The 12074-nt window shown below is 68.5% G+C and carries 16 protein-coding genes; 11 read left to right on the forward strand and 5 right to left on the reverse strand.

All coding sequences use genetic code 11. The features are described 5' to 3' along the window. Positions 1–46: 46 nt before the first annotated feature. The 4 genes from NGM07_RS17785 to NGM07_RS17800 all read left to right on the forward strand — a co-directional run bounded on the left by NGM07_RS17785 (position 47) and on the right by NGM07_RS17800 (position 4339). Positions 47–1690, forward strand: coding sequence for an anthranilate synthase component I family protein (locus NGM07_RS17785; RefSeq protein WP_253513984.1), 1644 nt, complete (start codon positions 47–49; stop codon positions 1688–1690). A gap of 629 nt (positions 1691–2319) precedes the next feature. Further along, positions 2320–2886 (forward strand): anthranilate synthase component II, encoded by a 567-nt coding sequence (locus NGM07_RS17790; RefSeq protein ID WP_253513986.1) that lies wholly within the window; start codon positions 2320–2322, stop codon positions 2884–2886. 13 nt (positions 2887–2899) lie between these two features. Continuing rightward, the gene (locus NGM07_RS17795) at positions 2900–3781 is read left to right on the forward strand and encodes an aminotransferase class IV (protein ID WP_253513988.1); all 882 of its coding nucleotides are present in this window, start codon (positions 2900–2902) and stop codon (positions 3779–3781) included. 141 nt (positions 3782–3922) lie between these two features. Then, positions 3923–4339, forward strand: a complete 417-nt coding sequence (locus NGM07_RS17800) for a Rieske (2Fe-2S) protein (RefSeq protein ID WP_253513990.1) — start codon at positions 3923–3925, stop codon at positions 4337–4339. A 477-nt stretch (positions 4340–4816) separates the two neighbouring features. Here the strand turns inward: NGM07_RS17800 and NGM07_RS17805 are convergent, their stop codons facing one another. Together NGM07_RS17805 and NGM07_RS17810 are read right to left on the reverse strand one after the other, a co-directional pair. Beyond that, the gene (locus tag NGM07_RS17805; RefSeq protein ID WP_253513992.1) at positions 4817–5554 is read right to left on the reverse strand and encodes a diphthine--ammonia ligase; all 738 of its coding nucleotides are present in this window, start codon (positions 5552–5554) and stop codon (positions 4817–4819) included. Positions 5555–5616: 62 nt separating this feature from the next. Continuing rightward, the gene (locus NGM07_RS17810) at positions 5617–6777 is read right to left on the reverse strand and encodes a DUF373 family protein (RefSeq protein WP_253513995.1); all 1161 of its coding nucleotides are present in this window, start codon (positions 6775–6777) and stop codon (positions 5617–5619) included. A gap of 238 nt (positions 6778–7015) precedes the next feature. On the opposite strand from NGM07_RS17810, the gene NGM07_RS17815 reads away from it, so the two are divergent. The 3 genes from NGM07_RS17815 to NGM07_RS17825 all read left to right on the forward strand — a co-directional run bounded on the left by NGM07_RS17815 (position 7016) and on the right by NGM07_RS17825 (position 8002). Then, positions 7016–7237: a hypothetical protein gene (locus NGM07_RS17815; protein ID WP_253513997.1), complete on the forward strand. Its 222-nt coding sequence runs from the start codon at positions 7016–7018 to the stop codon at positions 7235–7237. Positions 7238–7357: 120 nt separating this feature from the next. After that, a complete protein-coding gene (locus NGM07_RS17820; protein ID WP_253513999.1) occupies positions 7358–7717 on the forward strand; it encodes a DUF7344 domain-containing protein in 360 nt (119 codons plus the stop codon). Positions 7718–7846: 129 nt separating this feature from the next. Next, a complete protein-coding gene (locus tag NGM07_RS17825) occupies positions 7847–8002 on the forward strand; it encodes a hypothetical protein (protein WP_253514002.1) in 156 nt (51 codons plus the stop codon). Positions 8003–8028: 26 nt separating this feature from the next. On the opposite strand, the gene NGM07_RS17830 is transcribed toward NGM07_RS17825, so the two are convergent. Then, positions 8029–8904: an endonuclease III domain-containing protein gene (locus NGM07_RS17830; protein WP_253514004.1), complete on the reverse strand. Its 876-nt coding sequence runs from the start codon at positions 8902–8904 to the stop codon at positions 8029–8031. Positions 8905–8996: 92 nt separating this feature from the next. Here NGM07_RS17830 and NGM07_RS17835 point away from each other — a divergent pair, with 92 nt between their 5' ends. Beyond that, on the forward strand, positions 8997–9362 hold the full coding sequence (locus NGM07_RS17835) for an ArsR/SmtB family transcription factor (protein WP_253514007.1): 366 nt from the start codon (positions 8997–8999) through the stop codon (positions 9360–9362). Between the two features lie 201 nt (positions 9363–9563). Continuing rightward, the gene (locus NGM07_RS17840) at positions 9564–9785 is read left to right on the forward strand and encodes a hypothetical protein (protein WP_253514009.1); all 222 of its coding nucleotides are present in this window, start codon (positions 9564–9566) and stop codon (positions 9783–9785) included. A 120-nt stretch (positions 9786–9905) separates the two neighbouring features. On the opposite strand, the gene NGM07_RS17845 is transcribed toward NGM07_RS17840, so the two are convergent. Beyond that, positions 9906–10328 (reverse strand): DUF371 domain-containing protein, encoded by a 423-nt coding sequence (locus tag NGM07_RS17845; protein WP_368410317.1) that lies wholly within the window; start codon positions 10326–10328, stop codon positions 9906–9908. Between the two features lie 159 nt (positions 10329–10487). On the opposite strand from NGM07_RS17845, the gene NGM07_RS17850 reads away from it, so the two are divergent. Further along, positions 10488–11084 (forward strand): hypothetical protein, encoded by a 597-nt coding sequence (locus tag NGM07_RS17850; RefSeq protein WP_253514015.1) that lies wholly within the window; start codon positions 10488–10490, stop codon positions 11082–11084. Positions 11085–11115: 31 nt separating this feature from the next. Then, on the forward strand, positions 11116–11778 hold the full coding sequence (locus NGM07_RS17855; protein ID WP_253514018.1) for a DUF2238 domain-containing protein: 663 nt from the start codon (positions 11116–11118) through the stop codon (positions 11776–11778). A gap of 85 nt (positions 11779–11863) precedes the next feature. On the opposite strand, the gene NGM07_RS17860 is transcribed toward NGM07_RS17855, so the two are convergent. Beyond that, positions 11864–12016 carry a hypothetical protein gene (locus tag NGM07_RS17860; protein ID WP_253514021.1) on the reverse strand — a complete coding sequence of 51 codons (153 nt, stop codon included), beginning with the start codon at positions 12014–12016 and terminating at the stop codon, positions 11864–11866. Positions 12017–12074 lie beyond the last annotated feature (58 nt).

A 12074-nucleotide genomic window follows, 5' to 3' on the forward strand; every position in this document is an offset into this window, starting at 1 on the left:
CACCGAACCGGAAAGCGGTTACTTCTCCCCTCCGTCCTCCCACCCGATGAGCGACCCGACCGTGGCGACCGACCGGGAGACGTTCCGCGAGACGGCCGCCGGCGCTCCCGCGGGCGCGCGAGTCCCGGTCGAAGTCCGGGTCCGCGTCGCCGACCCGTTCGAGGCCTACCGGCGGGCGCGCGACGGTTCCGGTGGCTTCTACCTCGCCACGACGGGCGGCCAACCTGGCTGGGGGTACTTCGGCGTCGAACCCGCGGAGCGACTGACGACCCACGGGGAGGCGACAGTGCTCGGCGACGACTCCGCGAGTCCCAGCCTCGCCGCCCTCGACGCTGCCCTCGCCGGTGAGCGACTCGTCCGGGGCGACTGCGAGGTTCCCTACCCCTGCGGGCTGTTCGGCTGGCTGTCCTACGACCTCGTGCGCGAACTGGAAGACGTCCCCGAACGAGCAATCGACGACCGCGGGTTACCGCGGGTGCAGTTCGGGCTGTACGACTGCGTCGCGGCGTGGGAAGAACCGCGAGACGCGCCGGACGCCGCGCTCGCGGCGTCCGGCGCGTCTCGAAATGATGAGCGGCGAAGCCGCGAGCCGCGAGGTTCGGGCGACGCGGACACCGCGTCGCCCGAACCTCGGAGTAGCGAGCGAGGAGGAACGACTCGCGAGCCGAGGACGTCCGAGGGCGGAACGACGCTCCGCATCACCGCTTGCCCGCGACTCCCGGCCGACGCGGACCTCGACGAAACCTACGAGCACGCACGAGAACGCGCGCTCGCCCTCGCTCGCGCCGCGAGCGAGGGCGAGCGCACGGTGGGGCCGCCGCGCGTCGACGCCGAAACCGCCGAGTTCGAGAGCGACTGCGGGCAGGACGCCTACGCCGAGGCCGTCCGCCAGGTGAAGGAGTACGTCAGGGACGGCGAGACGTTCCAGGCCAACGTCTCCCAACGCCTCGTCGCGCCCGCGGCGGTCCACCCCGTCGAGGCGTTCGACGCGCTCCGGCGGGTGAATCCCGCGCCGTACTCCGGCCTGCTGGAGTTCCCGGGCGTCGACCTCGTGAGCGCGAGTCCCGAACTCCTGCTCGACGTCGACGGCGACCGGGCGGTCACCGAACCCATCGCCGGAACCAGAGCGCGGGGCGAAACCCCGGCGGAGGACGCGGAACTGGAGGCCGACCTGCTGGGCGACGAGAAGGAGCGCGCCGAGCACGCGATGCTGGTCGACTTGGAGCGCAACGACCTCGGAAAGGTCTGCGAGTACGGGTCGGTCGAGGTTTCGGACTACCGCCGGGTCGACCGTTACTCGGAGGTGATGCACCTCGTCTCGGCGGTCGAGGGCCGCCTGCGTGCCGACCGTGGACTCACAGACGCCATCGCGGCGACGTTCCCCGGCGGGACCATCACGGGCGCGCCCAAACCCCGTACGGTGGAGATCATCGACGAACTCGAATCGACTCGTCGGGGGCCGTACACCGGGAGCATCGGCGTCCTGGGATTCGACGACCGCGCGACGCTGAACATCGTCATCCGGACGCTCGTCCGGTATCGAGACGAGTACCACCTCCGCGTCGGGGCCGGCATCGTCCACGACTCGGTGCCCGAGCGCGAGTACGACGAGACGCTGGCGAAGGCGCGTGCCTTGTTGAACGCGGTGGACGAGGCTTTAGGTGGAGAGAAGCGGCTGGCGGTGGAGTGAAGCGGACGTCTCTGTCAAACCGGATACCGCAACGGCGACCGCTACTCACACTCCACAACTGGAACCGCGACTGCTACCGCAACCCCGGCCGCTACTTACACGATGCAGATGAGTAGCCGCACTGCCACTGCAACCCACATGCCTCCCCAGCCGATTCGTTCGCACCGCTCACTCGGTCGTCCCTCGCGCGAGTTGTCGCGCACCGTCGGAGCGAAGCTCCGACGAGCCTTCCTTCGTTTCACTCAGGAAGACCACGAGGGCACGACCGCACGCGCCACGTCGGCTGTGAGGATGCGCGCTACCGTCTGTTGGTTATGGCGCGCGCTGGCGCGGCTTTATGCCGCGCCTTCATTCGTGCGAGGGACGAGCGAACGAAGTGAGCGAGTCGGCTGGGGAGGCACGTGGTCTGCAGTGGCGGTTGCGGTGCGGTTTCTCAATTGTGTCGTGCGAGTGGCGGTCTGCGGTACGGTCGTTCGAATCCACCTTTTGTGGTTCGGTGGAGCATCGGCGTGCGGGCGACTGAACTATCCACAGTCGTAGCGCACGAAGCATCGAGAGCGACGCACAGCAGGTAACCGAGACGCTTTAGCCGCCTCGATAGCAACCCTCACCCAACGAGACACGCTCGCATGACCATCCTGGTGATAGACAACTACGACTCGTTCGCGTACAACCTCGTCCAGTACGTGGGCGAGTTCGACGACGAGGTGGTGGTCCGGCGCAACGACGCCATCGACCTCGACGGCCTCGCGGCGCTCGACCCCGACGGCGTCGTGGTTTCGCCCGGTCCCGGCGTCCCCGAGGACGCCGGCCTCTCGATTCCGGTGTTCGCCGAGACCGACTACCCCGCACTCGGGGTCTGTCTGGGCCACCAGGCGCTCTGTGCCGCCAACGGCGCGGCGGTCGGCCACGCGCCGGAGGTCGTCCACGGCAAACCTTCGGCGATTCGCCACGACGGCGCGGGCGTCTTCGCCGGCCTCCCCGAGCGCTTCGAGGTCGGGCGCTACCACTCGCTGTCGGTCGAGGAGGCCGACCTCCCCGACGCGCTGGTCCCGTCGGCCCGGACCGACGACGGCGTGCTGATGGCGGTGCGCCACCGCGAGCGCCCCCACATCGGCGTTCAGTTCCACCCCGAGAGCATCCTGACCGACTGCGGGAAGCGACTCGTCGAGAACTTCTGCGAGCGGTGCCGGTGAATCCCTGCCAACAATGCCAGTACGCTACCACGTGAACGGCGACCTCGTGCCGGCCGAGGAGGCGACCGTGAACGTCCGCGACAGGGGATTCATGTACGGCGACGCCGCCTTCGAAACCCTGCGGGCCTACGGCGGCGAGGTCTTCGAGTGGGAGGCTCACGCCGAGCGCCTCCGACGGACCTGCGACGCCCTGTCGCTCGACCATGGCCTCTCCGAAACCGACCTCCGCGAGCGAATCGACGAAACCGTCGATGCCAACGACTTCGAGGAGGCGTACGTGAAACTCTCGATATCCAGAGGCGTCCAGCCAGGAAAGCTCTCGCCCGGCCCCGTCGAGGACCCCACGGTCGTCGTCTACGTCGCGGAACTCCCGCGGGGCGGTGCGAGCGAGGCGAGCGAACCGGTCTGGGACGGGCACGCCCGCGCCGAAGTCGTCGAAACCCGCCGGATTCCCGACACCGCGATACCCGCGAGCGCGAAGACCCACAACTACCTCAACGGGATTCTCGCCCGACTGGAACTCGGCGAGGACGCCGACGAGGCCCTGCTTCTCGACGCCGACGGGAACCTCGCGGAGGGCGCGACGAGCAACCTCTTCTTCGTGACCGACGGCGCGCTCAAGACCCCGAGCCTCGACGGCCCGATTCTCCCGGGTGTTACCCGCCGGTTCGTCCTCGAACTCGCCGCCGACGCCGGAATACCTGTCGAAGAGGGAACCTTCGACCCAGCTGACCTCCGCGAAGCCGACGAGGCGTTCTTGACGAACACGACCTGGGAGATTCGACCGCTGGCGTCGGTCGACGGCGAGGACGTCGGCGGCGGGCCGGTCACGGACGAGTTAATCCGGGCGTTCGACGCGCGCGTCGAACGTGAGTACTACGCGACGGACGAGTAGACCGGCGGATTGCAGGGTGGGACTTTCGAAGCGGTCGAAGTCACGGTTGTTGCGGGACATCGCGTTTCGCCACCGATGATTCTCCGAATCGTTTCCCAGAGTAGAAGCCTTCAATTCCCCCGGACCGCTACGACGGACCAAATGGACGAGGACAGTCGAATCACCGACGTCGACGACGTACCCGCCGACACGACGCTCCTCTTCACGATTCGGGACGGGTTCGACGAGATCGAGGCCATCCTGACCAGAATCGAGGGAGACGGCGAGGTAGCCGCCTACACCAACTACTGCCAGCACTGGACCGACGTGCGACTCGACAAGGGAAGCGGCGCGACAAAGCGCGACGGCGAACTGGTCTGCGGCAAGCACGGCGCGCTGTTCGAGGACGACTCGGGCCACTGCACCTACGGCCCCTGCGAGGGCGCGGTGTTGAACGACGTCGAGGTGACCGTCGAGGACGGCGGGGTCTACCTCGCGGACGAGGACTACGAGTTCGTGGAACTCGGGTCGTCCATCGAACACGACCTCTCGTCGAACCGGTCGCTGGGCTTCGACTAACTGTTTTGGTGGGGGTTCCGTAGATTCGGTTGCTGGGTACCTGTAGATGGTTGCTACTCCGCTGACAGCGACCGAACGCTGTGAATCCCTGCTCCAAGAGCTACTTCCCGTGAACCGCGACTGCTACTTTCACGACTCCGCAAACTGCGACCGCCACTCCCACTCCACGATTGAGTGACCACCACCGTCCCGCAACAGCCACACGCCTCCCCAGCCGACTCCTTCGTTCGCGCCTCCGGCGCTCACTCAGTCATCCACCGTCAGAGCAAAGCTCTGACGAGCCTTCGGGAGCGTCAGCGACCGAAGACCTCGCGCGACGTGGGCGCGACTCCAAACCACCGGAAGACAACCGCGTCTTCCGAGGTCACCCTCGCTTCGCTCGCGTGACCGCGGAGTCGCGCCAGCACGCGCCACTCGGATGGTCAAGCTTTCTCGCCGACACCGAGAGTCGACCGCTCGAATCCCGAACCCTGACTCTCACTCGCCAAGCCAGGCGTCGTCGACGTGCAGCGTCCCGCGCGAGCCCTGCCACTCCGTCTCGTAGTCGAGTTCGATGGGCCGGTCCATGTGCGGGCCGTCGGTGACCAGCGTCTCGAACTCCCCGCCCTCGCCCAGGATGTGGACCCCGTGGCTCTCGTTGAGGGCCTCCAGTTCTGCGACGGCGTCGGCATCGAGGGTCCGGCCGAGCCACGACTCGTCGAGGCCGTAGGCCGCCACCCGGACGACGGTGATTTCGAAGCCGGCGTCGAGCATCGCGTCGGCGAGTTCGCGGGGGTCGCGTTGCCACAGCGGCGCAAACAGGTCGGCGTCGAGTCGCTCGCACATCCCCTCGATGCGGGAGGTCTGGTACTCGCTCTCGACCGCACCGGCGGTCACGCCGGCCAGTCCGCCCGGTAGTTCGGCGTCGAGGTCGGCGAGCGCGGCTTCGAGGGGTTCGAGTTCGGCGTCGCCCTGCGCGCCCGACTCGGCGGCCTCGCTCGCCCGGAAGTCGTCGGGTTCGACCTCGACCAACTCGATGCCGACGCTCTCGGCCGCCAGCGAGGCGAGGCGGGTCGCCGGCACGTGGTACATGTACGAGTCGCCTTCGGGGTGGACCGTGACGAGTCGCGTCACGTCCAGGCCCGCCTCCAGCGCACGGTAGAGCGCCCACGAGGAGTCCTTCCCGCCGGAGAACAGCGACACCCACTCGCCGCTCCGCTCGCGTCCGTCGGTCATGTGGGCCAGTCGGGAGCGGCCGGGTAAATGCCTCGCGGTCTCGGACGCCCCGCGAAATAGAACTACTCGGCGGACTCGTGTTCCTCGGCGAGTTCCTCCTCGATGGTCGACCCGCCGACGTACGAGGAGACCCGCACCCCGAGCAGGCTGACGACCACGCCCGCGACGACGAACACCGCGAGGCGAGTGCCGGCCGTCAGTTCGGTGGACTCGACGGCGAAGTTGCCGACCTCGACGTGCGGAATCACGACCGCCGGGACGTACCCCTCGCGCTGGAGGAAGTACGCCGAGAAGCCCCGGACGACGAGTCCCACCGCGAGCACGCCGAACGGGAGGTTCATGTAGGAGTTGCGCACCCGGTCGTTCCGGATGGCCTCGTCGAGCAGGCGACCGGTCGAAGCCGCCAGCGCGGCCGCCGCGAGCCACGGAACGGAGGCGAACGCGAACGCCATCGCGGGCATCAGGAAGTTCCCGTCGGCCACCGTCATGTCCGAGACGCGGAGCGCCCCCGCGAACACGCCGACCAGCGAGAGGCCGGCCGCGACCACGTACGTGACGATGGACACCCTGCCGGAGTACAGCGCGTCCCGGACCTCCGCGGGGAGGTCGGCGAGATACTCGTCGACGCCGAGTCCCTTGTAGAGGACGAACAGACCGATGACCGCGGTTATCGAGGAGATGGCAATGGCCGGACCGAACGCCATCAGCACGATGGGAAAGGCGAGGAGCGCGAGGCCGACCGGAACGAGGACGGTCTGGCGGAGTTCCTCGTCGGCGAGGAACTGCTTCAGGAGGTAGTAGGTCGACTCGATGTCACGGGCCTGCCGGACGACCACGCGGTCGACGGCGTCGACGCGAATCCGACTCTCGATGACCGGGACGAGTCGCTCGTCCTGGGCGCTGTCGATGACGACCACGGCCGAGTCGGGGTCGTGTTCGGCGATGAGCGCGTCGGTCTGGGCCGCGACCGCGCGGTCGCGGCCTACCATCGTGTCGGCCGCCCCGGAGATGACCGCCACGGTGACCTCCTCGTCGCCGTCCCGGAGGTCGCGGGCGACTCGCAGGGCTTCGAGCAGGCAGTTGACGCCGGAGTCCTCGGGGTCGGCGAGTCCGACGTCGGTGACCAGCGACCGGACGGCCTCCCACCCGGAGACGGGCGTCTCCAGGCCGGTCTTGGCCCCGATGTCGTCGTCGCGGTCGACGCACACCACCAGCGTGCTCATGTCGCGTGGGTGAACGCAGACGGCCGGGGGTTAAAAAGCCTCGTGCTCGTCCGTCGCCCGCGCCGGCCGACTTTCGCCGCGACGACCCCGCCGCCCGACCCCATTCTGTCGGATTCGGCAGGTGGCGGCGAGGTTAAGTACGTGCGTCGCCCCTGGCCAGGTGTGCAGTCCCTACAGTCGAAATTCCACCAGTCAACCGTCTCGTCAGTCGCGCACGCGGTACACCCCCGGACGGACGATGGCTTCTGAAGACGGGTTCAGCGAGGCCACCGCGGCGACGGTCGAGTTCGAGCGCGACCTCGAATCGCTGCTGCTGACGGCGTTCGCCGACGGCGCGCTGGTCGAGGGGTCGTGGGACGTCGAACTCCCGGTGTCCAGCGCCCCGAACTGGACGGTCGAAATCAGCAAACGCTCCCCCGACGAAGCGGTGCAACACGAACCGGAGTTCGTCGACGACTAGCGTTTCAAACGAAAGGCTAAACTTAAGTAGCTCCTCTGAGGACACCCGAGTGTACTCTGCTGAAGTCGCACGCCGAGACGAGTAGTTCACCGTCGCGTAGGCCGAGTATGGGGAATCAGCATGAGATCCGACGTTAGAAAATCTACCGCATCTGGAACAGACGCTGCCGACCTCTCGCCGACCACCGTCTTCCAACTGTTAACAGACGAACGCCGCCGCTACGCCCTTCACTATCTCTCTCAGAAGGTCGGCGCGGTCCCCCTCGGCGAACTCGCCGAGCAGATTGCACTCTGGGAAGGCGACCCGACCCGCGACCGCTACGACCGGGTACTTACCGGTCTCAGCCACGTCCACCTGCCCCGACTGACCGACGCGGGCGTCGTCCGCTACGACCCCGTCCGCGAAACCGTCGAACTGCTGGAGGCGGCAGAGACGGTCCGGCCCTTCTTGAAACTCACCGTTCAGGACGACCTCCAGTAACGACCGCTCCAGTACCGAACCGTCCGAACGCGCGCCGAACGTTTTTCTCGGAGACGAACCGCGATAGCCGCGCGATTACGCCGGCGCTCCCCTAGGTTCAAGTGTCGCCCGCGAAACGGATGCTCGAAGATGGCCGACCGAACCGAAGTTCTCAGCGTACTCGTCGCGGTTCAGTTCGTCGCCACTGCCGCGGTGGTGCTACTGTTGGTCCCGCTGGACGCCGCGGCCCCGCTGGTCCCACTGTTTCTCGTCCTGGCGTTCGCCCTCTACAAGTATCGCTTCTGAGTGCGGAAGACGCTCGCGGCGGTCGTTCAGTCGTCGGAGACGGTTCCCGCCGGGTCGACGACCTCACCCGTCTCCGGGTCCACGCCCACCCTGTCGCAGCGGTCCGACAGCGGACACTCGTCGAGTCCGTCGAGGCAGACCGGCTTCCGCGCCTTGCAGTACTCGCGACCGAACTGGATGGACGCCGTGTGACCGAACCCGCACTTCTCGGCCGGCACGTCGCGCTCCAGGACCGCCCGGACCGCCTCGTGGTCGGCCTCGGGAGGCGCGACGCCGAGTCGGCGATAGATGCGGTGGACGTGGGTGTCGACCGGGAAGACGCCGGTCCGGCCGCCGGCGAAGAGGAGCACGCAGTCGGCGGTCTTGGGGCCGACGCCGTCCAGGTCCAGCAGCGCCGACCGGACCTCGGCGGGGTCGCGCTCCCTGACGAACGCGTCGAACGCCTCGTCGCCGCCGTACTCCTCGACGATGCGCTCGGCGACCGTCACGAGCACCTCCGCCTTCCGGTTGTAGAGGCCGGCCGAGCGGATGGTGTCGGCGAGTTCCTCGCGGTCGGCGTCCGCGAGCGCGGCCGCGAGGTCGGCGTTCGCGAGGCCGTCGTTCGCCGACCTCGCGGTCCGGTTCGCACTCGCGTCGGCGCCGTCGGACGCCGACCCGTAGCGCGCTATCAACGCGTCGTGTGCGGGTTGGCTCGCGACGTCGCTGGTGTTCTGGCTCAAGATGGTCCGGACGAGACACTCGAAGGCGTCCTGGCCGCCGTAGGTCTTCTGCCAGTACAGGCGGCCGAGGCGGTCGACGACCGCCTCGGCCCGGGTCGCCGCGTCGCCCGCCTCGAAGGAGGCGAACGCGCTGGCGTCGGGGTCGCCCCCGCTGATGTTCTCGGCGGGTTCGGGGTCGTCCATACCACGAATCGGGTCGCCGTCGGATTAAAACGGTCGGACCGACCCCCGAATCCGAGAGGTAGTCATACGGTGTCCGCCGTCGTACGGCCGGCGTGGCCGAGGAACTCGATGCTTCCGACCTCTCGGACGTCCTGGGGCAGGCGCAGGTCCTGCGCATCCTCGAACTCGCCAGCGGTCGACCGATGTCCGCCGAGGAGTTGGCCGAACGGTGCGACGTCTCGCTCTCGACGGTCTACCGTCGAGTGAAGGTCCTAGAAGAGTACGACCTGCTGGACGACCGGACGCAGGTCGACGCCGACGGCCAGCACTTCACGGTGTACCGGACCAGCCTGAATCGGCTCTGTCTCCGGGTCGACGACGGCGAACTCCGCGTCACCGTCTCCCGGACGGCCGACACCGTCGACCGGTTCCGTCGGTTCTGGAAGGCACTGCGCGCTCGTCGGGGGAGAAGGGGATGACGCGACGACCGACCGACGCGCTCGTCGGCGTGCCGGAAGGCACCGACTCCGACCGGCCGAAGCCGCTGGGATTCGGTATCGGGAGCCCCCGCGGCGGTCCCGGACGGACGAGCCACGACGTTAAGTTGCACGAGGCCCAACCACGTCTGGCGCCCCGTGGAGGGGGTAGCGGGGAGACGGCTGCAGAACGAGGAACGAATCATGAAAGAAACGGAGAAATGGGACTCTCTCATCTGGAGCGTCGATCGAGTCGACGCCGACGACACGGTCGAGATAACGATACAGGGTCGGCTCGAAGGACTCGACGCCGAAGAGCGGGACAAGATACTTCGCGAGGGACTACAACCGACCTCCGTCAACTTCGACGTCGGCGACGACGGTCGCTCGACCGCGGGGAACGACACGACGGCCGACCGCGGGTGAGCGACGACGGGCGTACGGCGACGGCCCGCGAACGCGTTCGCGGGCCGTCGCCGTGCGAACACCGGCCGTCGCGGTCCGCGTCGGCGACGGAGGTTTCGTTTTCTGCGCGTACGATACCGATTACTCCGGGCGCTCGACGGTCAGCGTGACCGCGAGGTCCGCGCCGTCGGCGAGCGCGGCCACGAGGTCGCGGTCGAAGCCCTCGGCGGCGAACGCCGCGCCGACCAGAATCGTGCGGTCGTCGACGTAGTCGCTGGTGCGGCCGACCATGCTCCGTTCGTCCTCGAAGCTGAGGTCGGGGTCGCCGCGACCGGCGACGGTGTCGCTGTGGCCGCCCGTCTCGAACGTGGCGGTGATGGTGGCGTCGGCGTCCCTGCAGGCCGCGACGAACTCGGGGTCGAAGTCGGCGGGCGCGCGGTCGGCCTCGACGCCGAGGATGCAGTCGCCGGCGGGGGTGAGGTAGTCGTCGGTCGTCACTTCGAAGGTGCTCGCGTGTTCGGCGGCCACGTTCTCGTGGCCGCGGGCGCGAACGACTTCTTCCAGCGCTTCCATACCGGTCGATTCGTCGGCGCGCACTTCAACCGCCGGAAACCGCCCCGCAGGTAGAGTTCCGCGAAAACCGTTCGGACCTGTCCGTTCGCTTCGAGTTCCGGACCGTTATGTGAGCGTCGGTCGTCCGACTCTCCGAACGGAGTCTCCAGCGTGGCCCAGCTTCAACCCGAGCGATTCCTGCGAGACGGTGCCCGGAACGCGGCGCTCGCCTGGGCGGTGGTCGTCGCACTCGCGGCCACCGGCCTCGTGAGCCTCGCGGCGTTCAGACTCGTCGCCGCGGTCATGGCGTTCCTGTTCGCCGCGGTCGCGGCCGTCCCGGCGGTCGCCGAGCGCAGTTGGACCCGGACGTACCCGTGGACGCTGCTGGTGCTCAGCGCCGCGCCGACGTACCTCCGGGTCTACGGGTCGGACGTCGTCCAGGTCTTCGCGGTCTTCGTCGGCGTGGCGACGTTCGCGCTCGTGGCGGTGCTGGACGTCCACTTACTGACCGACGTGCGGCTCTCGACGGCGTTCACCACGTTCTTCGTCGTCGTCGCCACCGTGGGGCTGACCGGCTTCTGGGCGGTCCTCCAGTGGGCGCTCGACCTCGCGTTCGGGAGCGGCTTCCCCGAGACGAACGCTCGCTTGATGTGGGGGTTCGTGACCGCGACGGTCGCTGGCGTCCTCAGCGCCATCGTCTTCGAGCGCTACCTGCTGGAGGCGGCGGTCGACGAGCGTGCGGGCGGAGACGAGGAGGTGGCCCGATGACGGCGGTACTCGCGACGCCGGAGGGAGCGCCGTGACGGTCCGTTCGCGCGTGCGGCCGTCCCGTGCGCGCCAGCGCCAGTTGGTCCGGGCGATGGAGTTCGGTCTGCTCGGCGTTCTGCTGGTGGGCCTCTGGCGGCGGAACCTCGGCATCGTCGTCAACGCGGCGGTCGGCCTGGCCGTCACGCAACTCCCCGCGGTGCTGGAGCGCGACTACCAGTTGACCCTCGGCCCGGGGCTGACCCTCTGGATCACGGCGGCGGTGTTCCTCCACGCCGTCGGGACGGTGCCGCTGCCCGGCGTCGACGCCAGCGCCTACCAGTCGCTGTGGTGGTACGACCACGTGACCCACACCCTCTCGTCGTCGGTTGTCGCCGCCGCGGGGTACGCGGCGGCCCGGGCGGTCGACGAGTACTCCGTCGACGTGCACCTCACGTCGGGGTTCCTGTTTGCGTACCTCCTGTTGTTCGTGATGGCGTTCGGCGTCGTCTGGGAACTCGTGGAGTTCTTCACGGGCCTGGCCGCCGCCTCGCTCGGCGTCCCGCGCATCCTCACCCAGTACGGACTGGGCGACACGATGCTCGACCTGGTGTTCGACGCGGCGGGGGCGCTCGTCGTCGCCGCCGCGGGGACCGCGGTGCTGTCGGGGGTCGCCGAGCAACTGGCGGGGTTGTTGGAGGCGCGGTCCGACGACTGAGGCGGAAGCCGTCACGACGAAAAACCACGGCGCTCGACGCGGCCACCGGCCCGCGGGCCGGCGGCCGCGTCGAACTTCCGGAGGGTCACCGCGAGACGGTCACCGTCACCGCGCCGCAGGCGCACTCGTACGCCCGGCGCGTGCCGGCCGGCGTCTCCATCGCCAGCATGAGCTGGTTCTCGCCGAGCGCTCTCTCGCAGGCCGGGTCGTCGCAGACGCACCGAAGGTCTTCGAGCATACCAACACCTGGTCGCGCCATCCTACTTAAATTGAGCCACGGGCGGAGTGAAAGTGAA

The sequence above is a fragment of the Halorussus vallis genome (genome assembly GCF_024138165.1).
Taxonomy (GTDB): domain Archaea; phylum Halobacteriota; class Halobacteria; order Halobacteriales; family Haladaptataceae; genus Halorussus; species Halorussus vallis.